35 protein-coding genes are annotated in these 24,244 nt (G+C 72.5%); 3 read left to right on the forward strand and 32 right to left on the reverse strand.

The features are described 5' to 3' along the window. The 6 genes from R7226_RS25045 to R7226_RS25070 form a co-directional block, all read right to left on the reverse strand. A partial coding sequence (locus R7226_RS25045) for a hypothetical protein (protein ID WP_318600105.1) occupies positions 1–338 on the reverse strand: 338 nt, incomplete at its 3' end. Then, the gene (locus R7226_RS25050; RefSeq protein WP_318600106.1) at positions 335–901 is read right to left on the reverse strand and encodes a hypothetical protein; all 567 of its coding nucleotides are present in this window, start codon (positions 899–901) and stop codon (positions 335–337) included. The genes R7226_RS25050 and R7226_RS25045, both read right to left, overlap by 4 nt. Beyond that, entirely contained in the window at positions 888–1,796 is a 909-nt protein-coding gene (locus R7226_RS25055; protein WP_318600107.1) for a hypothetical protein, read from the reverse strand. The genes R7226_RS25050 and R7226_RS25055 overlap by 14 nt, the downstream gene beginning before the upstream one ends. After that, positions 1,793–2,077, reverse strand: coding sequence for a hypothetical protein (locus R7226_RS25060; protein WP_318600108.1), 285 nt, complete (start codon positions 2,075–2,077; stop codon positions 1,793–1,795). The genes R7226_RS25055 and R7226_RS25060 overlap by 4 nt, the downstream gene beginning before the upstream one ends. After that, positions 2,074–2,373 (reverse strand): hypothetical protein, encoded by a 300-nt coding sequence (locus R7226_RS25065; RefSeq protein WP_318600109.1) that lies wholly within the window; start codon positions 2,371–2,373, stop codon positions 2,074–2,076. Before R7226_RS25065 ends, R7226_RS25060 begins: the two co-directional genes overlap by 4 nt. Positions 2,374–2,491: 118 nt before the next feature. Then, the gene (locus R7226_RS25070; protein WP_318600110.1) at positions 2,492–2,710 is read right to left on the reverse strand and encodes a helix-turn-helix domain-containing protein; all 219 of its coding nucleotides are present in this window, start codon (positions 2,708–2,710) and stop codon (positions 2,492–2,494) included. A gap of 80 nt (positions 2,711–2,790) precedes the next feature. Here R7226_RS25070 and R7226_RS25075 point away from each other — a divergent pair, with 80 nt between their 5' ends. Both R7226_RS25075 and R7226_RS25080 read left to right on the forward strand, forming a co-directional pair. Further along, positions 2,791–3,168 (forward strand): helix-turn-helix domain-containing protein, encoded by a 378-nt coding sequence (locus R7226_RS25075; protein WP_318600111.1) that lies wholly within the window; start codon positions 2,791–2,793, stop codon positions 3,166–3,168. 400 nt (positions 3,169–3,568) lie between these two features. Then, a complete protein-coding gene (locus R7226_RS25080) occupies positions 3,569–3,856 on the forward strand; it encodes a hypothetical protein (RefSeq protein WP_318600112.1) in 288 nt (95 codons plus the stop codon). A gap of 1 nt (position 3,857) precedes the next feature. On the opposite strand, the gene R7226_RS25085 is transcribed toward R7226_RS25080, so the two are convergent. The 24 genes from R7226_RS25085 to R7226_RS25200 form a co-directional block, all read right to left on the reverse strand. Beyond that, on the reverse strand, positions 3,858–4,196 hold the full coding sequence (locus R7226_RS25085) for a hypothetical protein (protein WP_318600113.1): 339 nt from the start codon (positions 4,194–4,196) through the stop codon (positions 3,858–3,860). Continuing rightward, positions 4,193–4,486: a hypothetical protein gene (locus tag R7226_RS25090; protein ID WP_318600114.1), complete on the reverse strand. Its 294-nt coding sequence runs from the start codon at positions 4,484–4,486 to the stop codon at positions 4,193–4,195. Before R7226_RS25090 ends, R7226_RS25085 begins: the two co-directional genes overlap by 4 nt. A 68-nt stretch (positions 4,487–4,554) precedes the next feature. After that, positions 4,555–5,274, reverse strand: a complete 720-nt coding sequence (locus R7226_RS25095; protein WP_318600115.1) for a hypothetical protein — start codon at positions 5,272–5,274, stop codon at positions 4,555–4,557. A gap of 189 nt (positions 5,275–5,463) precedes the next feature. Then, positions 5,464–6,162: a phage tail protein gene (locus R7226_RS25100; protein ID WP_318600116.1), complete on the reverse strand. Its 699-nt coding sequence runs from the start codon at positions 6,160–6,162 to the stop codon at positions 5,464–5,466. 39 nt (positions 6,163–6,201) lie between these two features. Beyond that, the gene (locus R7226_RS25105; protein WP_318600117.1) at positions 6,202–6,912 is read right to left on the reverse strand and encodes a phage tail protein; all 711 of its coding nucleotides are present in this window, start codon (positions 6,910–6,912) and stop codon (positions 6,202–6,204) included. Positions 6,913–6,915: 3 nt separating this feature from the next. Then, positions 6,916–8,265, reverse strand: a complete 1,350-nt coding sequence (locus R7226_RS25110) for a hypothetical protein (protein WP_318600118.1) — start codon at positions 8,263–8,265, stop codon at positions 6,916–6,918. Beyond that, positions 8,265–9,047, reverse strand: coding sequence for a hypothetical protein (locus tag R7226_RS25115; protein WP_318600119.1), 783 nt, complete (start codon positions 9,045–9,047; stop codon positions 8,265–8,267). The genes R7226_RS25110 and R7226_RS25115 overlap by 1 nt, the downstream gene beginning before the upstream one ends. Beyond that, positions 9,048–9,263 (reverse strand): hypothetical protein, encoded by a 216-nt coding sequence (locus R7226_RS25120; RefSeq protein WP_318600120.1) that lies wholly within the window; start codon positions 9,261–9,263, stop codon positions 9,048–9,050. Positions 9,264–9,271: 8 nt separating this feature from the next. Next, entirely contained in the window at positions 9,272–9,718 is a 447-nt protein-coding gene (locus tag R7226_RS25125; protein WP_318600121.1) for a hypothetical protein, read from the reverse strand. A gap of 3 nt (positions 9,719–9,721) precedes the next feature. Then, positions 9,722–11,191 carry a baseplate J/gp47 family protein gene (locus tag R7226_RS25130; protein WP_318600122.1) on the reverse strand — a complete coding sequence of 490 codons (1,470 nt, stop codon included), beginning with the start codon at positions 11,189–11,191 and terminating at the stop codon, positions 9,722–9,724. 1 nt (position 11,192) lies between these two features. After that, entirely contained in the window at positions 11,193–11,507 is a 315-nt protein-coding gene (locus R7226_RS25135) for a hypothetical protein (protein ID WP_318600123.1), read from the reverse strand. A gap of 5 nt (positions 11,508–11,512) precedes the next feature. After that, positions 11,513–12,112, reverse strand: a complete 600-nt coding sequence (locus R7226_RS25140; RefSeq protein WP_318600124.1) for a hypothetical protein — start codon at positions 12,110–12,112, stop codon at positions 11,513–11,515. Beyond that, positions 12,109–13,557: a hypothetical protein gene (locus R7226_RS25145; RefSeq protein WP_318600125.1), complete on the reverse strand. Its 1,449-nt coding sequence runs from the start codon at positions 13,555–13,557 to the stop codon at positions 12,109–12,111. Before R7226_RS25145 ends, R7226_RS25140 begins: the two co-directional genes overlap by 4 nt. Further along, positions 13,554–14,477 carry a hypothetical protein gene (locus R7226_RS25150; protein ID WP_318600126.1) on the reverse strand — a complete coding sequence of 308 codons (924 nt, stop codon included), beginning with the start codon at positions 14,475–14,477 and terminating at the stop codon, positions 13,554–13,556. Before R7226_RS25150 ends, R7226_RS25145 begins: the two co-directional genes overlap by 4 nt. Further along, entirely contained in the window at positions 14,474–15,862 is a 1,389-nt protein-coding gene (locus tag R7226_RS25155; protein WP_318600127.1) for a hypothetical protein, read from the reverse strand. The genes R7226_RS25150 and R7226_RS25155 overlap by 4 nt, the downstream gene beginning before the upstream one ends. Beyond that, a complete protein-coding gene (locus R7226_RS25160; protein WP_318600128.1) occupies positions 15,841–17,268 on the reverse strand; it encodes a hypothetical protein in 1,428 nt (475 codons plus the stop codon). The genes R7226_RS25155 and R7226_RS25160 overlap by 22 nt, the downstream gene beginning before the upstream one ends. Before the next feature lie 92 nt (positions 17,269–17,360). After that, a complete protein-coding gene (locus tag R7226_RS25165; RefSeq protein WP_318600129.1) occupies positions 17,361–17,528 on the reverse strand; it encodes a hypothetical protein in 168 nt (55 codons plus the stop codon). A 20-nt stretch (positions 17,529–17,548) separates the two neighbouring features. Further along, on the reverse strand, positions 17,549–18,115 hold the full coding sequence (locus R7226_RS25170) for a hypothetical protein (RefSeq protein ID WP_318600130.1): 567 nt from the start codon (positions 18,113–18,115) through the stop codon (positions 17,549–17,551). A gap of 2 nt (positions 18,116–18,117) precedes the next feature. Then, complete coding sequence (locus tag R7226_RS25175) at positions 18,118–18,552, reverse strand: hypothetical protein (protein WP_318600131.1); 435 nt, start codon at positions 18,550–18,552, stop codon at positions 18,118–18,120. Between the two features lie 12 nt (positions 18,553–18,564). Continuing rightward, entirely contained in the window at positions 18,565–20,007 is a 1,443-nt protein-coding gene (locus tag R7226_RS25180) for a hypothetical protein (RefSeq protein ID WP_318600132.1), read from the reverse strand. A gap of 79 nt (positions 20,008–20,086) precedes the next feature. Beyond that, positions 20,087–20,791: a hypothetical protein gene (locus tag R7226_RS25185; protein ID WP_318600133.1), complete on the reverse strand. Its 705-nt coding sequence runs from the start codon at positions 20,789–20,791 to the stop codon at positions 20,087–20,089. Further along, positions 20,788–21,198, reverse strand: a complete 411-nt coding sequence (locus R7226_RS25190) for a hypothetical protein (RefSeq protein WP_318600134.1) — start codon at positions 21,196–21,198, stop codon at positions 20,788–20,790. Before R7226_RS25190 ends, R7226_RS25185 begins: the two co-directional genes overlap by 4 nt. A 2-nt stretch (positions 21,199–21,200) precedes the next feature. After that, on the reverse strand, positions 21,201–21,458 hold the full coding sequence (locus R7226_RS25195) for a hypothetical protein (protein ID WP_318600135.1): 258 nt from the start codon (positions 21,456–21,458) through the stop codon (positions 21,201–21,203). Then, positions 21,455–22,636: a glycoside hydrolase family protein gene (locus R7226_RS25200; RefSeq protein WP_318600136.1), complete on the reverse strand. Its 1,182-nt coding sequence runs from the start codon at positions 22,634–22,636 to the stop codon at positions 21,455–21,457. Before R7226_RS25200 ends, R7226_RS25195 begins: the two co-directional genes overlap by 4 nt. A 121-nt stretch (positions 22,637–22,757) precedes the next feature. Here R7226_RS25200 and R7226_RS25205 point away from each other — a divergent pair, with 121 nt between their 5' ends. Then, a complete protein-coding gene (locus R7226_RS25205) occupies positions 22,758–22,964 on the forward strand; it encodes a helix-turn-helix transcriptional regulator (protein WP_318600137.1) in 207 nt (68 codons plus the stop codon). Between the two features lie 206 nt (positions 22,965–23,170). On the opposite strand, the gene R7226_RS25210 is transcribed toward R7226_RS25205, so the two are convergent. Together R7226_RS25210 and R7226_RS25215 are read right to left on the reverse strand one after the other, a co-directional pair. Continuing rightward, complete coding sequence (locus tag R7226_RS25210; RefSeq protein WP_318600138.1) at positions 23,171–23,659, reverse strand: hypothetical protein; 489 nt, start codon at positions 23,657–23,659, stop codon at positions 23,171–23,173. Beyond that, positions 23,659–24,244: L,D-transpeptidase (locus tag R7226_RS25215; RefSeq protein WP_318600139.1), on the reverse strand; the 586-nt coding region annotated here is incomplete at its 5' end. The genes R7226_RS25215 and R7226_RS25210, both read right to left, overlap by 1 nt.

The following is a 24,244-nucleotide window of genomic DNA, read 5'->3' on the forward strand; positions in this document are numbered from 1 at the left end:
GGCGCGCGTCGCGGCCGCGCTCTCGCCGGCGCGCTCCGTGCGGCGCCGCCGACGGCCGGCCGGGCCCGCAGCCGCTCGCGCATCTGCTCGGCATCGAAGCGCAGCCGCCCGCGTCTGCCGCCGCCGAGCCGCAGCGCGCCCAGCTCGTCGGCGTGCTCGTAGACCCACTCGCTGCGCACCTGCAACATCTCGGCGACCTGCTCGACGGTCAGCAGTCGCGGCGCGACGCGCGCCGCGACCAGCTCCGCGACCCGCCGCGCGATCGCCTCGGCCAGCTCGCCGTCGGCGGCGAGGCCGACGTCGAGCGGCGTCGGCGCGTCGTGCTCGGCGCCGCTCATGCCGACCGCTCCGGCGGCGACGGCAGCAGCGCCGCCGGGTCGAGTCTGCGCGGGCCCGCGAGCCGCCGGCGGCGGACGCTCTCCAGCGCGAGCCCGTGACGCTCGCGCTCCTGCCGGCGCTCGACGTGCTCGCGCCAGCTCAGCTCGAGCCGTCGCAGCACGGCGCCGCCGTGGTCGGGATCGTCGATCGGCTCCAGCGCCAGCCGCCGCCAGCCGTACTCGGCGACGAACGAGGCCAGCAGCGGATGGACGGCGGCGAGCGCCTCCAGCCCGGCCTCGAGGTCGCGCGAGTGGCGCGGCAGGAGCCGGCGCAGCTGTCGCAGCGCCTCCGGCCAGGTCGGCACGCTCACGCGGCCGGCGGCCTCGATCGCGGTGACGATCTCCGCGACGGCCGGGATGAACGGCGAGCCGTTGCGCACCAGCACGTGCAGCGCGCGCTCGACGTCGGCCGCCTCGAACGGCTCCAGCAGCACGTAGTAGGCGGCCGCCCGCGCCTCGTCCCACTCGCCCTTCCAGCAGTTCTCCAGCACGACGGCGATCACCTGCCACTCACGCGACGTCACGGCTGACCCTCCCCTCTGCCTCGATCGCCGCGGGCCGGACCAGCTCGGCGAAGGCGGCCGCGGCGCGGGCGCGGCGGGCCGCGCCCCTGTCGGCCGGAGCGTGGGACGCCGACGGCGGCTGCGGTCTCTGCTCGGCGTTGATCGCGGCCGCGAAGCGGTCGAAGTGGCGCCGCAGCGACTCGGCGGAGAGCACGTTCGGCGCCCAGAAGCTGTGGCGGTCGACCCAGCGGATCACGTACTCGACCTGCTCCGGCGTCCAGCCGTCGAGCCGCAGCAGGCGGTCCATCTCGGCATGCCATCTGCGCGTCGGTCTGAGTCGCCGCGACGAGGGCGCCTGGTTGGTGCGGGCCCGCGCCAGCTCCGACTGCAGGCGGCAGAGGCGGATCACCTCGGCGTCGAAGGCGCCGTCGCCGGGCGGCGCCGGCGAGACTGCGTCAGCAGTCTTCTCCTGTCCTGTCCTCTCCTGTCCTTTAACGGACTCGCCGTGACCGGGCGTGACAGGGCGTGACGTGTCACGGTCGGTCACCTCCCCCTGCTCGCGCTCGCGCTGCCTCGCCTTGCGGAAGGCCGCGCGGCCGCGCTCGTTGTCCTGCTCCCAGCCGGAGATGCGCGCCGTGAAGCGGCCCTCGGCGTGCTCGTAGTCGTCGAGCGCGCCGAGCGCGGCGGCGCGCGCCAGCACGGCGCCGACCGTCTCGACGTCGACGAAGGCGCCGCGCGCGCACGAGCGGATTCCCGCCTTCACGCGACCGCCGTCGTGCTGGGCCTTCGCCTCGCAGGTCAGCCAGTCGACGACCGCGGGCCCGGCCGGGCCGAACTCCTCGCCGAGCGCGACGACCCACTCGCGCCGCCACCAGGCGGCGTCCTTCGGCCACCAGACCGTCCGTCCGTCGCTCATGGCTGTCGTTCCTCGGCGCCGCCGGCGACGAGGCGCAGGCGGGGGCGCGCGCGGGCCGGCGGTGCCGGTGTGAAGCGAGGGAAGAGCGGGCGCGGCGCGCCGGAGGCCTCGGGCATGTCGGGCGCCTGCGGCTCGGGCGCCGGCGAGCGCGCCGGCGCCGGCGCGGCGACGCCACGGACGGCCAGCCGCTCGCGCAGCTCGCGGTTCTCGCGCAGCAGGCCGGCGCAGCGGATCTCGACGAGTCGGTCGACCAGCTCGGCCACGAGCGGATCGCGGCTCATGCCGCTCTCCGCCGCGGGAAGACGACCGGCGGCTCCGGCTGCTCGCCGTCGAGCAGGGGCCAGCCGTCGAACTCGACCGGCTCCAGCTCGACGAGCGGCCGCTGGGCGCGGGCGCGCACCTCGGCGTAGTGGCGTTCGCGCAACGCCTCCAGCCGCCGGTCGGCGCCGCGCCGGCGCAGCGCGGTGCGCACGGCCCAGCAGAGCGCGGCGCCGGCGACCGCGACGAGCGCGACGGCGGCGACGAAGGCGCTCAGCAGCACGACGCAGAGCAGGAAGGTGACGACGTCATCGAGCACCGGTCTGCTCCGGCCGCGATGGGGTGCGAAGCTCGCTGTGCATCCGAACCTCCAATTCGGGTGCCAGCCCCCGGACGTCGCGCGTCGCGGGAGCGCTCTGTTTTGCGGGTGGGCGCGGCTAGGCCGCGGCGAACAGCTCGGGCGGGCCGCCGAACAGCGCGGCCGGCGTCCTGCCGAGCTCGCGCGCGATCGCGGCGCGCGTCGCCTCGTCGGCGTGCGCGCGGCGGTTCACGATCCGCGAGAGCTTGAACTCGCTGATCCCGACCGCCGCGGCGACGTCGCGCTGGCTCCTGCCCGACGCGACGATCGCGAGCTTCAGCGGTGTCACGGTTGCCATGGCCAAGATCTTAGGGATTTCAACAAGATCTTGCAACAAGATCTTGCAATCCCGTCCCGTGAGGCCAAGGCTGGGCGGTGATGGCGCCCGTCGACGACCGCCCGGACCCCGAGGAGGTCGCCCGCCGTGTGCGCGCGGCCCAGGCCTACGCGAAGCTGACGCGCGACCAGCTCGGCCACGCGATCGGCAAGAGCGGCTCGGTGATCGACGAGATCACGGGCAAGCGCGCCCGTCTGCGCGGCGCCTCGTGGGAGGAGCTGCGCGCGATCGCCGACCGCTGCGGCCTCCCGTTCGAGTGGTTCTGGGCCGACTTCGGCCGCCTCGGCGAGATCGCCCCCGGCGACAGAGCGCCGACGCTCTTCAACGAGGGCAGGACAGCGACGCTCGACGCGCTCGAGGAGGCGCGGGCCGCCTCAGCCGGTCTTCGCCGAGCGCGCGAGAGAGGTTCGATCCGATAGCGAGCAGGACGCCGCGCACCGGCGAGTCGGGCGCCAGCGTCGACGCCTCCCGCTTCACCGCCGCCACGACCGCGACCAGCGCGATCGCCTCGGCATGCGTCAGTCCTGTCCGCTTCATCGTGAATCCCCTCGTCCAGTGGCCGCGCGCGAGCGGCCCGTCGCCGACCGGCGACGCGCGACCCGCGACCGTCTCCGCCGCGCGACCCCCTGGTCGCGCGCCGAACCATCCCCTTCGCTTGCGTCCGCTGAGTAAACGTTCACCGGTGAAGGCTGTCAACGGAGGGTGCGCGAACGGCCCCCGGGAACGACACCGCCTGGACGGGCGCTGCAAGCTGGCATGCAAACGCTCGGCGCCAGGTTTGCGGAACGTGCCGCCGCCCGCGCGCCGTACCGTGACGCCATGCCGCGCATCTCAACGACCGTCGACCGGGAGCTCGACCGCCGCCTTCGCGCTGAAGCTCGCCATCGCAGAATCACGCGCGCCCGGTTGCTGCGGGAGGCGGCGATCCACTATCTAGGGGCGAGTGAGGGAACGCACGCACTCGCCGAACTGCGCGCCGTCGTCGCCGAGCAGGAGGCGCGGCTGGAGCGGCTCGAGCGCCAGCTGGCGGCCGCTGCGGTGCTGCGCCAGCCGCCGCGCCCGATCCCGCGCGGGCGGCCCGAGAGCCCACGAACTGACGGCTTTTGAGTTACGGCGTGCTCACCTGCTCCCGCGCGTAGCGGGCGCAGTCGAGCGCGATCGGGCGGAAGTCGCGTTCGAGGTCCCGCGTCGTGAACGGCGGCCGCGGCTGAACTCTGACGGCTATGTTCGCGCGGTCCTCGTTGCGCGAGCGGCAGGAGCGCAGCGTCGCCTCGTAGCGCGAGCGCTGGATCTCGTCGGCGCGATCGGCGTTGCTCGCCGCGGTGTAGGCGAGCGCGCCGAACCCGGCACCGAGCGCGACGAACGAGATCGCCAGCGCGACCGCCGCGAAGCGGTCCTTGTCGTCGTACAGGCGCCGCAGCGCGCCGGCGACCCCGCCGCTGCTCATGCGTGCCCCCGCGCCTGCAGCACGATCAGCGCCGCCGAGGCGGCGATCGTGAGGCTGAAGCCGATGATCGCGAACAGCACCCGGTCGAGCGTGCCGGTGACCTTGTCGAGATCGACCTGGTCGGCCTTCTGATCGGCGAGCTTCTCCACGCGCGCGTCGACCTTCGCGTCGAGCCGGTCGATCCGCTCGCCGAGCTGCTCGGCGCGGTGATCGGCACCGGCCTTGACGTGCGCGATGCGGTCGTTGAGCGCCTCGTAGCGGGCGGCCGCGTAGTCATCGGGAGGTGCCATGCGGCGCTTTCAGGTCACCGCGCGACGTCGAACATTGATTTTCCGCCCTTCAGCAGGTCGGCGTCGTGCTAGATCGAGAACGCGAGCGCGGTGAGATTGGTCGACACCGGCTGAAGCGTCGGCGCGAAGCTGGTCGTCGCGCTTCGGTGCGCCCGCAGGATGAGGCTGTGCGGGCCGGCGGGCAGCACCAATCGGTAGGTCTGGCTGAGCGTCGCCGCCCGGTACTCGTTGAACGGGGTTCTGACCGGCTGGAAGTTCACCACACGCTGGTGGGTCCCCCCGTCGACCGCGAGCCCGGCCTGCATCCAGGTTCCCTCCTGGATGAGGACGTAAGCGTTCCAGTCGAACACCGCGGTCGCGATCACCACGGACTGCGTCTCCAACGTGATCGAGACGTTCGTCGTCCAGACGTCATGCGCGGAGGTCATCTGAGCGCCCCAGGTCCCGACAGCGACATGATGGGTGCTTGCCAGTCCGCTGCTTGCAGACGTCAGCGCCACCTTCCGCGACGTCACCGCTCTGTCAGCGAGCTGTGAGGTCGTGATCGTCGGACCCCCGATCAGCGACCATCTGCTGCCGGTGTCGTAGTAGGCGAGATCTCTGTCGGTCGCGTAGTACATCCGCCCTTCCACGCCTGGCAGCGGCCGCGCCGTCAGGTCGCCCTGGTCGTACCCCAGCACGACTGCGTCGAGCTGGTCGCGCAGTCTCTTGATGTCGGCCGGCACGTCGGCCGGGTCTCCGCCCGAGGGGGCGTGAAGGTTCAGACGAGGTGACGGTGTCGCTGGCATCTGTTCGGTTCCTAGACGTTGAAGCGTCGCTGGTGTGGTTCAGTACTTGATCGCGTTGAGCACGACGCACGGCTGCATGTTGTTGTGCGGGCCGTCGCCGCCGGAAGTGAGCAGGCATCTCCGCGATCGTCAGCGCTGGCATCACTGCCCCTTGCGCTGGGTTGGACGAGCGCTTGCACCCTCGTCGGATCAAACCTTGATCCAGGCGTTGAGCGCGAGGTATGGCTGCATGTTGTTGTGGGGAACGTTGCCGCCGGCACTCTGCGTCGCCCCGAAGCCGATTCCCGGGATGTTGAAGGAATCGGGGCCCCCGACGGGCACCGAGGTGTACTGAATACCTTTGGTGAAGTAATGGGCGTGGGCCGGCATCTCGTCCACGGTGAGCGCGTGCATGACCTCGCCGCCTCGCTGGCCGAGCACGATCTCTCTCAGCGTCGGGTCGGTCGAGACGCCGGTGCCGATCAGAGCCCGACCGACCGCGCGCGGAAGCATGAATCTGCCCAGCCCCGGCGTGACGCCGTAGCTGTAGACGTGACCGATCGCGTTGAAGAGCGGACTGTAGTCGTCCTGGTACAGCTCCTGCCCCTCGGTGAGCAGCCAGCCGGACGGCGGCGTCGAGCCAGCCGCGGAGAATCTCATGTCACCGGGCTGCCACGCGTACGGCACCCATCCCCCGCCGAAGTCGTGGTAGAGCGTGGCGGTGTCGGTCGCGTAGAACTGACGGCCCTCGACCCCGGCCGCCGGGCGGTCTCTCAGTCTGCCCTGGCCGTAGCCCAGCACGACGTCGTCGAGCTGGTCGCGCAGTCTCGCGATGTCGGCCGGCACATCGGCCGGATCGCCGCCGGTCGGAGCGTGGAGGTTCAGACGATGGGACGGTGTAGCGGGCATCAGACCGATCCGGTTGGAAGTGACGAGTTGAGGCCCGGATCAGAACTTGATCCAGGCGTGGAGCGCGACGTACGGAGGCATGTTGTTGTGTGTTGCGCCGCCACCGGCCGGAGCCGGGTAGATGTAGTCGAAGTCGAAGTTCTGGGTCCCGCCGGCACCCGCTTCGACCGATGCGTCGTGCGGCGCCGGACCGAACCCGAGGAGCCCGTCGTTGATGCCGTGGTTGTGCCAGGGGATCTCGTTCAGCGTGAGCGTGTGGTTCTCAGCACCGCCTCTGCTGCCGGGCGCACGCGTCGTCAGACCGGTGCCGCTGCCGGCGCCGATCGCCGCGCGACCAGAGAGGTCGGGGACGTTGAACGTTCTCACTCCGTCGCCCGCGCCGTAGGTCGTTCTGATCGCGTTGAAGAGCGCCTCGTAGAGCTCGCGGTCGAGGACCGTTCTCGCCTCGCACTTGGCCCAGCCGAGGAACGGGCCGGGCGCGGCCGTCCATCTGATGTCGCCCGGCTGCCACGCGTACGGCACCCATCCGAAGCCGGTGTCGTAGAAGAGCGTCCCCTTGTCGGTCGCGTAGTACTGCCGGCCCTCCTTGCCCGACGCGGAGGCCGGTCGCGCGGCGAGCGTCCCCTGGGCGTAGGTCAGCACGCTCTCGTCGAGCTGGTCGCGCAGTCTCCTGACGTCGGCCGGCACGTCGGCCGGGTCGCCGCCGGAGGGAGCGTGGAGTCCGAGTCGTCTCGAGGGTGTTGCGGGCATTGGTCACGCCTCCAGCAGGTCGGAGTAGTTGGCGGTCGCTGTGATCAGGTCGGTGTAGCTGTCGTGGGTCTCCTCGACGTCGTCGTAGTCGAGGTCGTCGGTGATCACGAGGTCGTAGACGAGGCCGGCGGGGATGATCGCCCGGATCCGCTCCGTCAGCTCCGTCAACGTCATGCCTGGCTTCTCCGACAGCGAGGCGCCCGGCGCTCCCAGCCATCTCCAGCCGGGGCTGTCGCCGTCGCCGTAGGTGCCCGGCCGAGCGCCCTGCTCGATCATCGTCGCGGTCATCTCGAAGGCGATGTCCTGGCCTGGAGAGGAGGAGGTGTGCCACAGCTGGAAGTACGCTCTCGTCGCGTTCGCGGGCGCTCTGAACGTGCCCGCGAGCCGCGCGTCGAGCAGCCCCCCTGCCGTCCGTGTCGGACCGGTCTCGGTCGCGATCTCCGTGCCGCCGGCGTTGCGCCACGAGACCGTCCAGCCGATCGTCTCGTCGGGCTCGGCGCTGCTGATCACGGTGACGTACGAGGAGGCCGTGTACAGCTCGCCGGGGACGATCGAGACGACCGTCTGGGCCGGCTGCAGGCCGACTCTCGCGACGCCGGTGAGCGGCGTCTCCGCGATGCCGACGACGCGATGGCACATGCTGGCGCCGGCGTGCCACGGGCAGGCGACCGCCGAGAAGTACGCCCCGGTCAATCTGTGGCTCAGGATGAGCGTCCCCCCGGGCGGTCCCGTCACGCGCGGGTTGAGCGCGAGGTTGTCGCGCTCGAGCGCGCTCAGGCGCGATCTGCGGATCAGCACGCGGCCGTGGTACGGCGCGTCGACCCCGGCGCCGACCGCCGGGTTGTAGCGCTCGCGCAGCCGCACCGTGCCGGGCGTGCCGTCGGTGAATCTCTCAGCGAAGGAGACGATCGAGCGCGGGCGCCCGCGCGAGAAACCGGCGCGCTCGCGGATCGCGGCGCGGCGGTCGCTGTCGTTGAGCCCCTCGATGCCGCGCACGCCGACGAGCTGCCCGAGGAACGGCAGCATGTCGAAGCCGCCGCCGATGGCCGCCGCCGCGCCGGGGGCGGCGTCGACGTGCGTCGCTCTCGTCCAGCCCGAGCGCGTCACGACCTGCGCATAGTCGGGATCGAGCGGGTTCGGTCTGACCGTCTCCTCCCAGGCGCGCACCATGTCGGAGACCGGCTGGCGCATCCGGCCGAGCGCCTCGCAGAGGTGCGCCAGCGGCCAGCCGTTCGCGGCGTCGTCGTACGCCAGCGGTGCCAGCGCCGCGTACAGCTCGGCGCCGCACGAGCCCATCTCCGGCGGTCTCGAGTCGTCGAACTCCAACGTCAGGATCAGGTCGCCGTTCTCCATCAGCGCATCTCCGCCTCGGCCGGGGGCACCCAGCCGGCTCCGTTGTGGACGTTCAGTTCTCGGTCGCTCCAGCTGCCGCCGGCGTACACGGCGGCGGTCGCGCGCCGGTACGGGATCGGGACGTCGTCGACCAGCACCGCGTTGGTGCCCTGGCTCGCCCCCGCGCGCTCGTCGGCGCCGCCGACGAGGTCCTGCAGCGGACTCTCCGGCCCTCTGTCGAACAGCCACAGCGCGTTGGGGCTGGAGACGCTCGCCCAGTCGACCAGCGCCGGCGCCGCCGCGAGCGCTCTCACGCTCGCGAAGCTCAGCGCCTCGTCCCACACGGCCGCCGCGGCGATCTGGCCGTCGTAGCGCCAGTTGTGCTCCCATCTGCCGAAGATGACGCTGCCGCCGACGCCGAGCGCGGTCGGGTTCCCGATCGTCGACGTGCTGGCGGCATCGAGCCAGGTCCCGGTCGCGAAGTCGTAGCTGTAGAAGTGCGGCGCGACCGCCCCCGACGCCTTCGTCGTCGCGACCAGGCGCCATCTCCCCGCGACGAGGTAGCCCACCGGCGAGAGGCGCTCGCCGAAGCCAGTCGAGTAGAGCAGGATCTCGCCGTTGACGCGCTGCTCGAAGCCGTAGCCGGCCGAGCCTCCCGAGCTGGTGTGGCCCTGGTAGAGGACGCGGTACGCGATCGTTCTCGGCCGCACCAGCAGCGCCATCGACCAGGCGCCGGTGATGTCGGCGCTGCCCGGCTCGCAGGTGATCCAGTCGTCGGTCCCGTCGAAGTTGCGGACGCGCATCTAGCCGACCTCCCACGCCGACAGCGGCTCGCAGGCGCCGCCGTCCTCCTCGTCGTGGTGGCAGAGGTGCAGCGCGACGCGGCTGGGCGTGACGCCTCTGGCGCCGGGGATCGTCCGCAGCGCCGGCGCCAGCGCGACGAGCGCGTCGTAGGTCTGCTGTGCCGCCGGGTCGCCGTCGTCGAAGATCAGGTCAGCCTCGAGTCGCAGTCTCGCCATCGTCCACCTCAGCTCGTTCTGATCCAGATGTCGCCGGCGACCGCGCCCGCCGGCGGGCTGCCGCCGGTCCAGATCACGACCGCGTAGCCGCTCGGCCGCGTCGCGCCGCTGACGGCGAAGCCGGCCGCTCTCTCACCGGCGGCCGCCTCGCCGCTGCCGCTGCCGAGTCTGCGCAGCGCCGCGGTCGCGGCGGCGCCGCCGGCCGCCGGCGCGGCGACCCAGCCGGTCGCGTAGTCGGCGCTGCCGCTCTTCGCCAGCAGCTGGCCCGGGACGCCGCCGGCCGGAACCCCGGCGCCGGGCGCGCCGGCCTCGCCGGTCGGCCCGGGCGGTCCCGTGATCGCGCTGGCGCCGCCGACCTGCTCGACGACGTCGGCCGCGAGGCGCTCGGCGGTGAGCGTGACCGCGACGCCGTCGTCGATGACTCTGACCGGCACGCCTCTGTTGTAGATCGCCATCGCTCAGCCCTCGATGACCGTGCCGGTGATGCTCTCTCTCGCGGTGCGCGGCAGCCGCGCGCGGCCGACCAGCTGCACGTCGGCCATCGTCGCCGTGTCCGAGCCCTTCGCGATTCTCACGCTCTCGACGTAGCGGAGGCCGGGCACCTCGTTGAGCACCTGCGCGATCTCGAGATAGCGGACGAACGGCTCGTCGACCCACGTGACGTCGCCATCCTCCCAACCGTCCCGCCCGCGGCCCCAGTTCTTCGCCGAGAGGTAGTCCACGACCGCGTCGACCGCCGCCAGGCGGACCGGTTCGGGCTCGTAGCCCGGCCACGTGACCGCTCTGAACTGGACCGTGATGTCGGTGTACTCCGGCTCGATCACCGAGACCGTCCAGTTGACCTCGCGCAGCGACTCGAGCGCCGCGCGCACCGTCTGTCGCACCGACGGCGGCGGCGAGGCGCCCTCATCGTCGACGACCGCGACCGCGATCGTGCGCTCGACCGGCGTCTGGAAGCTGGTCGCCTGCACGACGGCGACCGCCGGGCCGCCCGACGTGACTCTCCACGGACCGTAGACCGGTCTGCCGATCAAGGTGAGGGTGAAGACGCTCGGCCCGCCGGTCACCTCGACGTCGTAGCCCTTGTTCTGCAGGCCGTTTCTGATCGCGGTCGCCGGCGGCACCGGGACCTCGCCCGGCCCGACGGGGTTGCCGTAGTCGAGCGGGATCTCGGTGGTGTTGTCCCACAGCGACCCTCTGAACGAGCTGCCGGTGAGCGTGATGATCTGCGGTCTGACGTGCAGCAGGTTGAGCGCGAGCGCCCGCTCGACGCCGTCGACCTGGCGCGCGATCGCGGCGAAGTCCTCGGGCAGGATCGGCGTCGGCGAGGAGAGCGCGAGCGTGTCGACGAGCCGCTGCAGGTACTCCTCGTCGGTCTCGGCGTCGCGGCCGTTGGCCGAGACGGCCCCCTGCGCGATCGCGATGCCTCCGATGAACTCGAGCTGGCGGATCGGCACGACCGTCGCTCTGTCGTCGAGCCCGTTGCCGGCGCTGCCCTCTCTGCCGGGCGCGGCCTGCAGCTCGATCGGCACGGTGAGCCCTCTGTTGGGCTCCAACGTCACCGCTCTCACGACGACCATCGTCACGCCGTCGTCGCCGGCGGTCCGGACGAGCACCTCGGTGCCCTGCGGCACCGTGTAGCCGGCCTGGTCGCGCATCGTCACGACCGCGTCGACCGTCGCCGGCAGCGCCAGCTTCGGCGCGACGAGGTGGACCTGCTCGCCGAGCGGCCGCAGGATCTGCTCGAGCGGGACGTCGGCGGCGATGTCGCGCTCCTCCGCGACCATCCGCGCGTGCGCGGCGATCAGCCACGTCATCAGGTCGCCGTCGGCCGGCTCCCAGCCCGGAACGGCCTCCTGCAGGTAGTCGATCGCGACCTGCTCCAGCTCCGCCGGGTCGGTCTCGATCTCGGGTCGGATCACGGCCACGTCAGTACTCCTCCTCGATCAGGATGCGAATGCTCTCGGCGCGCAGCTCGTCGAGCTCCTCGATCAGCTCGGCGACGATCTCGGCGCGCGGCTCGGAGGTGACGAGCGCCTCGCGCAGCTCCTCGACGTCGACGCCGCCGGCCGCCATCACGAAGGAGGGGACGCCGAACTCCGGCGCCTCGATCCGCCAGCCGAGCTCGGTGCGGGCGGCCGCCTCGACACATTCGGCGACGTGCTGCGCAGAGTCCTGCTCGACCGTCGCGAAGCCGTCGTGCGTGAGACGCAGCGGCAGGGAAAGGTGTGGGATCTCGATCATCTCGTTCAGTCCTCCGCCCAGTAGCCGATGCCGTCGAGCGTCCAGATCGCAGGGGTGGCCGGGTTCGACGGGGACTCTCCGACCATCAGCTGACCGTCCGGGCGGACGGTGATGCGTCCGACGAGGCCTCCGGCCGCCACCGGGAAGCTGCGCCGAGTCGCGGGACAGAAGCCCGGCGGCAGTCTCATGCCGGGGATGTCGGTCCCGGAGCCGGGCGTCGCGGCCGGTGTGAGCAGGCCGCGCAAGGTGACCCAACCGTCCGACGACTTGGCATAACCGACCGGATTGACGGCTCTGTTGTACGCGCTCCAATTGCTCCCCGACGTCGGCTCAAGCGTGATCCAGTTCTGCGCCGGCCCGGTCCACTCGCCCGCGACCACCCAGGCGCGGCCGACCTCCGACATCACGACGAGGCAGCGATCGCCGCGCGCCGGCACCGCCGCGCCGCTGCGCGGCCACGAGACGACCGGCCAGCCGTGGCGCGCCAGCTCGGCGCCGTCGAAGTCGTCGATCGTGACGGTCAGCTCGTCGGGGTCGGGGTTGGAGACGCGCGCCTCGTAGGCGACCGGCTCGGCGGCGGGCTGTCTGCGACGGAGCGCGCTCATGTCTCGTCTCTCTCGTCGTCTCTCTTGGTTCTCTTGCGCGTTCTCAGGAGCGTCACGACGGCGGTGTCGTGGAAGCGCGAGCGGCGGTACTCGCCGACCAGCCAGCGGCCCGCGGCCGGCCCGCAGTCGTCCTCGAGCACGACGATCGCGCCCGGCGGGACTCTCCACATGACGGCGTCGCAGGTGACCTCGATCCGCCGCATCCGCTTGTGCGGCGCCCACTCCCAGTCGATCGTGTGGATGCCGGGCGTCAGCTCGCCGATCCGCATCCGCGGGCGGCTGGTGCGCAGCGTTCTCTGCGGCAGGTAGTAGGCCTTGTTGGCTGCGACGAAGAAGACGAAGTCGTTCTGGTCGCCGATCCGCACGGCCGCGTCCCAGTAGGTCTCGCCTCTGATCACGGCCAGCGTCTGGATCGTGCGGCCGTCGTCGTCCTCGTCGGGCTCGTCGCTGAGGAATGCCTCGACGATCTCGCGCGCCTGCTGCTCCCAGCGGTCGTAGGTGGCCGGGCGGCCCCGTCTGAGCACGGCGTGCGCGAGCTCGCCGGCGCTCCAGCCGGGATGGGCGCGGTCCGCTCTCATCGCGCCGCCCTGGCCGGCGAAGCCGGGGTCGCGCAGGAACGCCTCGGCGCTGAACTTGACGTCGGTCGCGCCCCGTCTGAGGAATCTGCCGGCGTGGCTGCGCGAGCGGTTGGGGACGGCGCCGAGCGCGCCGAGACCGCCGCGGCCGTCCGCTCTCGGATCGTTTCTGAGCGCCGACTCCTCGATCGCCGCGACGATGAGCGCCCGCATCGCCTTGTCGGTGGCGCGCAGCTCGCGCGCGACCGACAACAGCCGCGAGGCGACGTCGAGCTGCGCTCTCGTCGCCCACGCCGACTTCACTCTCAGCCGCTCGTCGCCGTCGATCCCCTCGGCGCGGCGCTCGTCGGCCTCGGCCAGCTCGCTGGCGCGCTTGCCTCTCGAGGTGCCCTTCAGCGAACCGCGCGCTCTGCGCTCGCGCTCGCCCGGCTCCTCGAGCACCAGCTCGTCGATGCCGGCCCGCTTGCACAGTCTTCTGACGAACGTGCGGTGGTCGGTCGCGCTCGAGTCGGCGAGCAGCACCTTGCCCTTGTCGCGCAGTCTGCAGACGGTGCGGTCCTCGAACGTCAGCATGAAGCGGTCGTCGCGCTTCGCGATCGCGCGCAGCCAGTAGACGACCCCGTCGAGCTCGAGCACGACGTCGCGCTCGAGCCGCTCGTCGTCGTCGGCTCTCGGCGCGAACAGGCCCGAGTCGACGAGCAGCCGCTCGGGATCGATCACGCCGATCCGCACGACCGAGGAGCCGACGAGGCTCAGCTCCTCCTCGAAACTGACGAGGCCGTCGCCGACGAGCAGGTCGACGCCCTTGCCGTCGAGGCGGATGTCACCGTCGAGCGCGCGTGCGTCGCGCGGGAGCGTGAAGGCGCTCATCTGCCCAATCTCGCTGCCAGGTCGGTGGCCGCCGCGGCCACGGCCGCGGCGAGGCTGCTCGCCGCCTGGCTCGCCGCGCGGTTGGCGCGGCTCTCGTTGAGCGCGGTCTTCCACCAGCTGCCGACGGGCAGCTTGATTCTCTGGCCCTTCTTCAGTCTGGCGCTGCGGTCGAGTCTGTTCAGCTCGATCACGAAGGTGCGCGCCGGAGCGATCTCGGCCTTGCCGTTGGCGACCTCTCTGGCGACGATCTTGGTGAGGTCCTCGCCCTCCTTGACGGTGTGGGGCTTCGTCCGCCGCGCGATCCGGTCTCTGCGCTTGAGCAGCTCGACCGGCACGTGCATTCTCAGCGTCACCGTCGCGAAGGCGCGCACGCGCGTGCCGCGCAGGAGGTCGACCTCGCCCCACTCGATCTCCTGCACGAACCAGCGGCGGTTGAAGTGCGGGACGTGGCCGCGGATCCGCAGCAGCGTCGGGCGCTCCTGCCGCGGCGCGTCGACCGGGAGCCGCGCGAAGTGGTCGAGCATGTGCATCGCCCGCTCGCAGCCGGTCACCCAGTTCTTGTCTCTCTTGCTGTCGGTGAGATCGAGGTCCCAGTCGCCGAGTATCAGCTTCAGCTTCAGCTGCGGCGCGGAGGCGCCGCGGAAGACGGTCGCCGAGACCTGCCCGGGCCGCGGCTCGTCCTCCCAGCCGCCGTAGCCGCCGAAGAAGAGCGGGTAGCCGTCGTCCAGGCGCGCCCGCAGCGTCATTCTCTCCTCGGTGCTGACGAGCGCGATTCTGCCGACGCCGGGGCTGTTGCGTCTCTTCTTCTCCTCCGGCTTCTGTCTCGGCTTCTGCGGCTTGCGGCCTCTTCTCGGTCTCAGCTCGCGCGACAGGGTCTGACCGAGCCCGGGGCCGATCTCGAAGTCCACTATCTCGCTCATCGCCGTCCCCACTGCTCGTCGTCGTCGAGGTTGCGGACCGTCGAGCGCGCGATCTCGCGTCCGTCCAGCTGCTGGTGGATGTGCATGTCGCGGCGCGCCTGCTGGCGTGCGGAGCCGCCGGCCCCGGGCTGCCCGAGCGAGCCGCGCGAGCGCCGCGCCGCGGTGTCGGCGCCGGTCGGCAGCCGCACGATCTCCGGGCCGCGCTCGCCGACCAGCGTCGTCTCGCCGTGGCCGACGCGGCCGCCGCCGGCGCGCGTCACGAGCCGGCCCTTGCCGCGCAGCATGTCGAGGAACGAGTCGTACTCCATGCGCGGACCCGCGATCTCCCACGGCTTGCGCGAGCGCGCCCACAGGTCGAGCACGCTCGTCGCCTCGCCGATGCCGGGCATGAGGCCGACCCACCCCATCGCGACGTCCTCGGCATCGCTTCCCTGTCTGTGCCAGAACTTGTACGTGTCGCGGTCGAGCTTGTAGACGGAGGTCGCGTTGCCGATCGCGTCGGCGCGTCTGAAGAGACGGCCGGCGAGCACCGCGTCCGGGCCGAAGTCGAACCGTCTGAGCAGCCCGCCCGCCGTCGCGACGTCGTTGACGAACTGCATCTTGGCGTCGAGGCCCATCGGATCGCCGAGGTTGTTGTTCACGTACGCGAACGGCGTGAACATCGACTTCGGCGTCGTCGCGAGATAGGCGACGTTGGCGGCCATCGACCCTGGGACGTCGAGCACCCGGCTGGTGCCGGTCGCCGCTCTCAGGCCGTAGCCGCCGGCGTCCCACGCCGCGTTGCCGGTCCACTTGAGGCCGCTGCCGATGCCGCCGGCGACGTCACCGACTATCCCCCAGTCCCGGCCGGTGTCGATCTTCCCCGCGGCGTTCGTCATCGCGCCGCCAAGGCGACTGGTGGCCGCCGCGATGCGGTTGGCGCGCATGACGGCCTTCGCGACGGCGATGTTCTCCGCTCTCGGGCGCATGCTGAGGATCGGCAGCCCCTTCGAGGTCGGCACGACCGGCACCATGCTGGGGATCGGCAGGCCCTTCGAGCTCGGCACGCGCGGCGCCATGCTCGGGATCAGCAGCCCCTTCGACGTCGGCAGTGCGCTGAAGAATCTCGACACCGCGAGTCCGCGCGAGGTCTGCGGACGCGGCCGCATGCTGGGGATCGGCAGCCCCTTCGACGTTCCCGGCCCCGCGGGGCCGCCCGACCACGAGCTGTTGCCTCCCGACCAGGTCGACCCGACCGACGTGGAGCCGGCCGAGGCCGCCGACGACATGCCTTCGACGACGCGCTTGACCACCCGTTCCCCGGCCTGCACGACGTCCCGGCCGAGCTCCTCGGCCTCGTCGACGGCTTTGTTGGCGAGTCTGCTCAGACCATCGAGGAGGCCCATCTCCCACCTCCTCGATCCCACTGCTCGTCATCGTCGAGGTCGCGGACGGTCGCGAGCCCGACCTCGCGGCCGTCGAGGTACTGGTGGACGTAGAGCTGCCGCGGAGCGGCCACCGCGCGGGCGGACTCCGCTCCGGCGCCGGCCAGCTCCAGCAGCTCGCGCGAGCGATGGGCCGGGATCACGTTCGAGCCCGCCGGCAACTGCACGATCTCGGGACCGCGCTCGCCGACGAGCGCCGTCTCGGCCCGCAGCACGCGACCGCCACGGGCATACCCGCCCGTTCTGCTCGACTCGTCCTCGCCGCCCGGTCTGATCTGCGACCCGTACTCGAGCAGGTCCTTGCCGCTCGATATGACCTGGACCGCGTCCTCCGGGATCTCCTCCGCCTCTATCCCGCGAGCCGCGAGCCGCCCGCTGCCGAGCTTGCTGAACGCGCCGGCGCCGCGCATGAACGGGAGCGCGATGCCGGCGGCCCCGAGTCCGAACCCGGCCGTCTGGCTCGCCATCGCCCCGAAACTGCCTCTGTGGTGCACGTAGTCGTGCGTGCTTCTCGCCGCCAGCACGCCGGAGCCGAGGACCGTGGTGACGTCGACGAACGCCAACCGGCTCGCCCACTTATCGGAGATCGGCACGCCGAGCGCTCGCAGGCCTCCGGTGATGGCGCCGACGTGCGCCGCCGTCCTCGCCACCGGGAGGATCCCGAGCGGGTCGCCCTCGTCGAAGTACGCGTCACCCGCCGTGGCGAGCGGGCGCAGGATCGGGTTGCTCTTGATGCCGGCCTTGATCATCTCGCGCGGCGCGTCGCTCAAGCTGGCCTCGCCGCGGACGACGTCGAACGCGTAGCGGCCCATGGAGAGGCCGCCCGCCGCCGGGTTCAGGTCCATCGCGAAGGAACCGGCGCGCTCGAAGAGCGAGGGCTTCTTCGTCTTCTCGATGTGGGCCGCGGCTCTGGTCATCGCGCCGCTGACGCGGTTGGTGGCTGCAACGACGTTGTTGACCCGCATCATCGCCTTGGCGAGCGCGACGTTCTCCGCTCTCGGGCGCATGCTGGGGATCGGCAGGCCCTTCGAGCTCGGCGTGCGCGCGCTCAGCCCCTTCGACGTCGGCAGCCCGCTGAAGAATCTCGACACCGCGAGTCCACGCGAGGTCTGCGGACGCGGCCGCATGCTGGGGATCGGCAGTCCCTTCGACGTCCCGGCCCCCGAGGGGCCGCCCGACCACGTGCTGCCGCCTGCCGACCCGGTCGAACCGACCGACGACGAGCCCGCGGAGGCCGCCGCCCCCGACAGGCCGTCGACGACGCGGTCGAGGATCTGCTCGCCGGCCTGCAGCGCGTCCCGGCCGAGGTCCTCGGCCCCGTCGACGGCCTTGTTGAGCAGTCTGCCGACGCCGCTCAGGATGCCCATGCCGTCCCTCCTCGCTGCCGCTGCTCGTCGTCATCGAGCGCGCGGACCGTCGAGCGCCAGATCTCACTCGGGCCTCTGTACAGGCTCATCGCTCACCCCCACATGCGCTGTGCGACGAGCTGCGCGAGCCGCTCATCGCGCTTTGCGGCGAACCGATCAGCCCCGGCGAGGCGCTCGCGCCAGAACGCGCGCTCGAGCGCATCGCCGGCGACGAGCCGCTCGGCGATCCGGTCCAGCCCGAGTGCCAGCGCAAGCTCCACATGGCTCTGCTCGCCGGGGCTCAGCGCCCCGGGACGATCGCCTCCGCGACCTCGCGCGAGGTGTCGTTGAGCCAGGCGTCGATCTTGTTGGCGAACTCGGCGAGCGCGACGACGTTGACGACCGGGAAGCCGCCGTCGCCGCCGACCGTGAAGGCCGCCTGCACCGCGGCGCGAGCCGAGCTGACGTCCTCGAGCCCGACCTGGGCGCCGAACTGCGTGTCGAACCGCAGCGGCCCCGAGCTGCCCTCCAGCGCCGTCAGCTGCGGCTCGCCCTCGTCATCGACGCCGGCCGGCTCATAGAGGCCGGTGACCGTCGCCGCGACGAAGTCGGCCATCCAGTCGATCGTGCCGGTCGCGCCGACGAGGCTTCTGACGAAGTCGTGGTCGGGCACGGTCACGCGCGCGACCAGCGCGCCCTCCCAGCCCGGGATCGGCAGGAACAGCTCGGCCGCGCTACGACGGGCGTCGAAGGCGGCCCGCAGCCGCGCCAGCGGCGAGTCGGCCGCGGCGGCGGTGCTGCCCGCCGCGGCTGACTCGCCGGCCCCGTCGGCCGGCTCGGCGGCCGTGGTGAAGGGATCGGCGTGCACCGTCAGCCCCAGTGGCCTTTGGGCGTCACGACGACTCTGTACAGCGCGACCCCCTCGGCCTCCGATCTGAAGGCCGGGCGGGTGACCTCCTTGAGGATCCCGCTGATCGTCTCGCGCGTCTGCGGGATCTCGTTGCGGGCCTCGTCGAGCGCGAAGACGGTGACGACCGCCTCCTTGCCGATCTTGCTCGCGAGCGTCTTGCGGTGCTCGCCGTCGACGCCGCCGCGGTAGGCGCGCTCGAGGATCACGTCGCCGGTGACCTTCACCGCCGGGATCACCTCGGGCGTGATTCTGCCGCCGGGGCGATACTGCCGGGTCGGCGAGCTGGTGTCGCCGCCGTCGATCGCGTCCCAGTTGTTGGGGATCGGCGTGCCGTCGACCGTGAGCGTGGCGACGAACTGCCACTCGCCCGTCAGGGCCTGATTGGTGGTTGCCATCTCCAGCGTCTCCTAGATCGTGTCGCTCGGGGCGACCTGCGTGATGGTCAGCTCGACCGTGTGCGCAGACGGCGACGGCCGCAGCGCGAGGTAGCCGACGAGCCGCGGCTTCTGGCCCGCCTCGGTCTCGGCGACGACGCTCGCGGAGAAGGCCTCGGCGGCGTCGGCGCCGTAGAGCGCGCCGCGCGCGTACCAGTCGGCGCAGATCGCGACGAGGTCGCCGGTCGTCGCCGCGGCGAGGTGGCCCTGGCCGTCGATCGTCTGCATCACCCGCTGGTGCAGGACCTGCTTGGCCTGGGCGTGGATCGCCATCGTCACGCGCATCGCGGCGACCTCGGCGTACTGCGGGTATCTCGTGCCGTCGACGGCCGTGATCGCGTCCTCGGCGTAGATCGCGCCCTGCGCGTCCTGCGTGATGACGGTGATGCCGGCGGAGTTGAGCGTCTCGCGCTCGGTGCGCGTGAAGGGGCGCACGAGGCCGATCGGCGTGCGGTACTCGCCGAAGGTCCAGGCGGCCGGCTGCGCGGGACCGGCGCCGTTCTCGCGGTCGGCCTGGGCCTCGCGGCCGAGGTGCACGCCCGAGGGCGCGACCGGCACCGAGACGCCGGCGACCGAGACGTTGAGCCAGCCGGCGAGCAGCTGGATGTGTCTGGCGTTCGCTCTGCCGCGGATGTACTCCGCGGTCGTTCTCATCGTCTCGACGTCGGCGTTCGGGCCGAAGTCGCCGCGGGCGAAGCGGTTGTTCGCGGCGGCGTGGTCGGCGAGCGCCTCGAAGACCGTTCTGTCATCCCAGGCGGAGGCGCAGACCGAGCCGGCGCCGAGGTCCTCGTCGAAGACGTCGAGCGCCGCGCCGATCTCGGCGGCGGTCAGCGCGGAGACGCTCGTGATGTCGTCGTCGCCGCCGGCGAGCGCTGTGGCGGTCGGGATCTCTCTCGGCGGCCACGCGGCGACGTCCGTTCTGGGGACGCCGGCGGTCGCGAGACCGGAGCTGTTGATCAGCGCGATCGCGCCGGCGACGTCGGAGACCGTGCCGCTGACCAGCAGCGCGTCGTTCAGCGTGAGCGTGATTCTGCGGTCGTTGCCGGTGTTGCCCTCGACTCTGACTCTGACGCCGTGGTACCACGGGCCCGAGCCGACGGCGCTGACCTTCAGCACGACGCCGGTGGTGGCGCCCGACAGGTTCAGCGAGGCGTTGACGCTGTCGGTCCCGACGACGCGCGAGAGCACGGCGCGGCCGCCACCCTCGGCGAAGTAGGCCTCGACCGCGCGCAGCGTCGAGGTCGAGGTGTGGCCGCCGAAGAGGTCGCGCACCTGCGCGAACGAGCGGCACTCGACCGCCTGGCCGACGGGGCCGCGCTCGGTGACGACCGCCTCGAAGCGCGTCGAGACGTCGTCGGCCGGGAACGGGGCGGCGCCGCGGTCCCCCCGGCGCACGATCACTTGAGGCAGCGGCATCAGCTTGCGTCTCCTGCGTTGGTGGCGGGCAGCTCGACGAGCAGAGGGCTCTCGAGACGTCTCGTGACGGTTCTCGCGTTCACGGGATCTCCTCGAACGGAGTGGTGGTCAGGGCGATCTCCTCGACTCTCGGCCCGTCCTCCAGGTCGAGCGCGGGGTCTTCGATCGGCGGATCTCTCAGCTCCGGCGGCAGCGGGCCGCCGAGATCCGACAGCAGGACGCCGGAGACGGCCAGCACGTGACCCTCGGCGTGGAGCGTGCGCTCAGCTTCGGCGCTCACGTTGACGTTCACGGAGAGGTGGTCGAGCGGCGCCGGCGCGCGTGCCGGGTCGTCCGCGGGCGACTCGGCGACGACGCCGAGCCAGCGCACCTTGAAGCCGGTTCTGAGCGGCAGCTCGTGCAGCAGCAGCGTCGCCGCGCCGAGCGCGAGGATGCTCGCCGTCTCGCCGCCGATCAGCTCGTCCGCGGCGCTCGTGAGCGCGTGCACGACGAGCTTCAGCGTGCCTTCGTAGTGGCCGTCGGCGGCGCGGTAGCGGATGTCGTCGAGCGTGCCGGGGCAGCCGACCGCCAACAGCGGCAGCCGCTCCTCCGCGCGAGCGCGCGGGCGCTCGCGGCAGATCACGTCGAGCGGCCGCTCGATCCGCGTGACCGGGTGGCCGACCGGCGTCTGCTGACGCACGATCTCGTCGAGGTAGATGCCGAGGTGGTGGCCGAGCAGCAGCTCGCGCGCCGCTCTTCTGAGCGACCACGGGGTGACGAACGGTCCGAGCGCGCGGCTGCTCACGGCGTCTCCGGCTCGTCGAGCGGGCAGCCGGCCTCGATCGCGACGGCGACCGCTCTGATCGCGTCGGCCGCGAGCGTCCCGAAGATCTCGTGCGCGAGCCCGAGGTGGTTGGTCCGCTCCGGCGCGTAGGAGGCCTCGACGAGCTGCGCCGTGCGGTACGCCGCCGCCGTGGCGGCGGCCGCTCTCAGCGTCGCCGTGCAGGGGCTGCGGCCGGCGAAGGCGACCGCGACATCGTTGCAGGCCAGCTCGATCAGGCTTCTGACCTGCTCGTCCGACGGCCGCGTGTCAGCCGTGAATCTGCCCTGCTCGCGTGCCGCGGTCGCGGCGATCGAGTCGCGTCCGCGCGTGCGGCTGTGCATCAGCGCTGCGACCTGGTCGGACGTCGGCGCCCAGTCGGGTGCGGCCATGGCTACTCGCTCACCTCCGCCGGCGGACCGCTGAGCGTCGCCGGATTGGTCTTGACGACGACGCCGCCGAGGCGGTCCTGCAGGTACTGCGAGAGGACGCCGACGGCGACGAGCGCCGCCGTCAGCTTCGCCGTCGCGTCGCCGCCGAGGTCGATCCCGAACGGCTGCAGCAGCGCGAGCACGGTCGCGAGCACGGCGCCCGCGGTGACCGGCAGCTTCAGCCGCACGAGGTCGTCGAGGAAGGCGCGCGCGAAGCTCATCGCGTCCCCGTCAGGAAGAGCGACCGCTCGGCGCGGCGGCGGCGCGTGAGGCCGGGCAGCGGGCGCGGCGGATCGCCGGCCTTGTCCCAGCGGAGCAATTCGTCGGCGGCGTCGCGCCAGCGCAGCGCGCGCAGGGCGCGGCCGATGCCGGTGTCGGACGCCAGTGCTCCCGTGCCGACGTTGTAGGCGAACGAGACGAGCGCGTCGTGCTGGTGCTGCGCGAGCGGCAGGCGCAGCGCGCTCACCGCGGGCTCGTAGTCGCTCGCAAGCTGTTGCCGGAGCAGCGTCCGCGCCTCTTCGGTGGTCAGCTGTCCCGGCGTGGTCTGTCCCGCGAGCCAGGTCGCGCGCCGGTCGGCGTCGGTGACGGGGCCGTGGTGGAGCAGATGACCGAAGCCGACGGTCGCGTGCCCGGCCGGGTCGGCGTAGGGACGCGCGTAGAAGCCCTCGAACTCCTCGATCAGGCCGAGCCCGCTCGCGGAGATCCGCAGCGTCGCCGGCGGCGCCTCTGGGCCCGCCGCCGGCTTCGCCGCGCCGCGTCTGGACCAGACGCGCCATCCGTAGCGGCGCCGCAGCGCCGCGAAGGTCTTCGGTCCGACGATCCCGTCGACCGTCAGGCCGACGTGCTTCTGGAACGCCTCGACCGCCGCGCCGAGCGCGGGGCCGAACGTGCCGACCGCCTGCGCCGGCGTTCCCGTGAACCAGCCGCCGCGCCGCAGGTAGACCTGCACCGCGCGGACGTCGGGCGACTTGGCGCCGCGGCGCAGGGGGCGCGCGCGCAGGCGGTCGAGCACGGTCAGCGGCTTGGCGAGCCGGCGAGCGACGGCGTGGAGGTCGTCGGCGCTGTCGGCTTCGACGTGCCACGGCTCGCCGACGACCGTCAGGGAGGTCGCGACGCCCTGCCGTCGCAGCCACTGACGCAGTCCCGCGACGCCGTTGCCGGCGTTCACGTCGACGTCGAGCGCATGGTCCTGTCGGCCCGTCCGGATGTGCGGCGCGGTGTCCGACGGAACGGCCGCGAGGTTGCCGATGCCGGCCTGCCAGAGGTCGTAGAGGCGCTGCTGTTCGGCGAGGGTCCGCTGCCCGCTGTTGAGCCGGAACCTGACGCCCGCGCGGCGTGCCGCGCTGAGCACCTGGAACCAGTCGTCGGAGAGGCGCTTGCCGTCGAAGGAGCGGACCATTGCGGCGCAGCATCGGCGCGGCGGGCGGCCGCTCCCAAGCGTTTCGGAGCTTTCTCCGGAGGTTCCGCCGAATCGCTCCGGATCGCTCGTCGGCGCCGCCCGCGCGGGTTAGGATGGAGCGGTGCTGCTGAGGGAAGCCCGTGAACGAGCCGGCCTCTCGCGCGAGGATCTCGCGCGCCGCGCCGGCGTCAGCTCACGCCAGATCTACGACATCGAGCATGCCCGCTGCTCGCCCCGCCGCGCCACCCGCGCGGTGCTCGCCGTCGCCGTCGGCATGCCGCGCGAGGCGATCGCCTGGCCGGCACAGCCGGCGCGCAAGGCCGCCTGATCCGGCGGTCCCGATCCTGGGCCCGGACGCGCGCCCGATCGGCACCCGATCGGGCCGCCCGCAACAGCCGCTCGGTCGCGCGGTTCGCCCGTTCGCAGCGGCGTTCTCGGTCGCTTCGCACCGCCCGGCGACCGCCTTGTAAACAGGGGGCCAACGGTTCGAGTCCCGCTCACGACCTGCTGGAGCGGTCAGGAGCCGCTTGACGTCTATCGCGTCGGCCGGGCACGTCCGGCATGCCGCGCCCGCAGCTTCAGGACCGGTCCGAAGCGCTCGCCAACGCCGCGCAGCACGAGCGCATCGCGCCACGCGGAGTAGCGGAAGCCGAGCAGCCGCGCGAGCCGGTAGGTCGTCGGGCCGACGCGACGACGACGCCGCGGCTGGGTGCGGGTGACGGCGTCCAGGCTGAGCGACCGCAGCACCAGCCCGACGGCGGCGACGGCGAACGGAACGGCGACGAGCACGAGCAGCGGCGGCCACGGCTCGGAGCCGGTGTCGAACGGCGTCTCGGAGCGCGAGGTCCCGACCGGTTCGCGCGACGGCTGCGGCGCCGGCTGAGCGAGCGTGCGATCGCCGAGCGGGTAGCGCTCGGTCAGGTCGCTGTCGCCGCGCGGCGGGGACTGCGAGTACGCGGGCGCGGCCGCGAGCAGCAGACCGCCGAGCAGGAGCGCGACGACGATACGGCGGAAGGCGCGCATCAGCGGATCCGCAGCGGCGTGCCGACCGGCAGCAGCCGGCCGAGCCGCACGACGTCGGCGTTGCGCAGGCGGATGCAGCCGTGCGAGACGCGGCCGGGCACCAGGTCGGGACGGTCCGTCCCGTGGATGCCGACGAAGCCGCCCGCCGGCCAGTCGGTGACGCCGGGAGCGCGCGCGCTCGTGCCGAACGCGAGCGGTCCGTACGTGCTGCTGCGATAGCGCGTCAGCTTGTCGCGCACGTAGAAGCGCCCCGCCGGCGTCGGCGCGCCCGGGCGCCCGATGCCCACGGGCGCGGAGAAGATCGGGCGCCGACCGCGGTAGAGCGTCGCGCGCAGCCGCCGCCGGTCGACGACCAGCCGCGTGCGCACAAGTGTGTAGCCGCCGAGCGTCGCCCGCGGCAGCCAGCCGCTGCGGCCGCGCACGCCGGGCAGCCGCACGCGCACCCAGACGCCTGCTCGCGTCGGGTGCGAGCTGCCCAGCACGAGCACGAGGTTGCGCGTCCGCTCGGGCGTGCCGCGCGGCACGCGCTGCAGTGGCGCCGCGTCTCGCCGCGGCGCCGCGCGTGCGACCGCCGCCCGCGCGACC

The sequence above is a fragment of the Conexibacter stalactiti genome, from assembly GCF_033542075.1.
Lineage (GTDB): Bacteria > Actinomycetota > Thermoleophilia > Solirubrobacterales > Solirubrobacteraceae > Conexibacter > Conexibacter stalactiti.

Excerpts from the sequence above, each read along its gene's own strand:
- R7226_RS25075 (WP_318600111.1), top strand. The coding sequence starts at position 2,791 with ATGGCGCCCGTCGACGACCGCCCGGACCCCGAGGAGGTCGCCCGCCGT.
- R7226_RS25150 (WP_318600126.1), bottom strand. The coding sequence starts at position 14,477 with ATGAGCGAGATAGTGGACTTCGAGATCGGCCCCGGGCTCGGTCAGACC.
- R7226_RS25140 (WP_318600124.1), bottom strand. The coding sequence starts at position 12,112 with ATGAGCGCGCTCCGTCGCAGACAGCCCGCCGCCGAGCCGGTCGCCTAC.
- R7226_RS25095 (WP_318600115.1), bottom strand. The coding sequence starts at position 5,274 with ATGCCAGCGACACCGTCACCTCGTCTGAACCTTCACGCCCCCTCGGGC.
- R7226_RS25180 (WP_318600132.1), bottom strand. The coding sequence starts at position 20,007 with ATGCCGCTGCCTCAAGTGATCGTGCGCCGGGGGGACCGCGGCGCCGCC.
- R7226_RS25200 (WP_318600136.1), bottom strand. The coding sequence starts at position 22,636 with ATGGTCCGCTCCTTCGACGGCAAGCGCCTCTCCGACGACTGGTTCCAG.
- R7226_RS25055 (WP_318600107.1), bottom strand. The coding sequence starts at position 1,796 with ATGAGCGACGGACGGACGGTCTGGTGGCCGAAGGACGCCGCCTGGTGG.
- R7226_RS25070 (WP_318600110.1), bottom strand. The coding sequence starts at position 2,710 with ATGGCAACCGTGACACCGCTGAAGCTCGCGATCGTCGCGTCGGGCAGG.
- R7226_RS25110 (WP_318600118.1), bottom strand. The coding sequence starts at position 8,265 with ATGGAGAACGGCGACCTGATCCTGACGTTGGAGTTCGACGACTCGAGA.
- R7226_RS25175 (WP_318600131.1), bottom strand. The coding sequence starts at position 18,552 with ATGGCAACCACCAATCAGGCCCTGACGGGCGAGTGGCAGTTCGTCGCC.
- R7226_RS25195 (WP_318600135.1), bottom strand. The coding sequence starts at position 21,458 with ATGAGCTTCGCGCGCGCCTTCCTCGACGACCTCGTGCGGCTGAAGCTG.
- R7226_RS25085 (WP_318600113.1), bottom strand. The coding sequence starts at position 4,196 with ATGAGCAGCGGCGGGGTCGCCGGCGCGCTGCGGCGCCTGTACGACGAC.
- R7226_RS25080 (WP_318600112.1), top strand. The coding sequence starts at position 3,569 with ATGCCGCGCATCTCAACGACCGTCGACCGGGAGCTCGACCGCCGCCTT.
- R7226_RS25105 (WP_318600117.1), bottom strand. The coding sequence starts at position 6,912 with ATGCCCGCAACACCCTCGAGACGACTCGGACTCCACGCTCCCTCCGGC.
- R7226_RS25125 (WP_318600121.1), bottom strand. The coding sequence starts at position 9,718 with ATGGCGATCTACAACAGAGGCGTGCCGGTCAGAGTCATCGACGACGGC.
- R7226_RS25100 (WP_318600116.1), bottom strand. The coding sequence starts at position 6,162 with ATGCCCGCTACACCGTCCCATCGTCTGAACCTCCACGCTCCGACCGGC.
- R7226_RS25190 (WP_318600134.1), bottom strand. The coding sequence starts at position 21,198 with ATGGCCGCACCCGACTGGGCGCCGACGTCCGACCAGGTCGCAGCGCTG.
- R7226_RS25155 (WP_318600127.1), bottom strand. The coding sequence starts at position 15,862 with ATGGGCCTCCTCGATGGTCTGAGCAGACTCGCCAACAAAGCCGTCGAC.
- R7226_RS25145 (WP_318600125.1), bottom strand. The coding sequence starts at position 13,557 with ATGAGCGCCTTCACGCTCCCGCGCGACGCACGCGCGCTCGACGGTGAC.
- R7226_RS25120 (WP_318600120.1), bottom strand. The coding sequence starts at position 9,263 with ATGGCGAGACTGCGACTCGAGGCTGACCTGATCTTCGACGACGGCGAC.
- R7226_RS25210 (WP_318600138.1), bottom strand. The coding sequence starts at position 23,659 with ATGCGCGCCTTCCGCCGTATCGTCGTCGCGCTCCTGCTCGGCGGTCTG.
- R7226_RS25115 (WP_318600119.1), bottom strand. The coding sequence starts at position 9,047 with ATGCGCGTCCGCAACTTCGACGGGACCGACGACTGGATCACCTGCGAG.
- R7226_RS25060 (WP_318600108.1), bottom strand. The coding sequence starts at position 2,077 with ATGAGCCGCGATCCGCTCGTGGCCGAGCTGGTCGACCGACTCGTCGAG.
- R7226_RS25090 (WP_318600114.1), bottom strand. The coding sequence starts at position 4,486 with ATGGCACCTCCCGATGACTACGCGGCCGCCCGCTACGAGGCGCTCAAC.
- R7226_RS25160 (WP_318600128.1), bottom strand. The coding sequence starts at position 17,268 with ATGGGCATCCTGAGCGGCGTCGGCAGACTGCTCAACAAGGCCGTCGAC.
- R7226_RS25135 (WP_318600123.1), bottom strand. The coding sequence starts at position 11,507 with ATGATCGAGATCCCACACCTTTCCCTGCCGCTGCGTCTCACGCACGAC.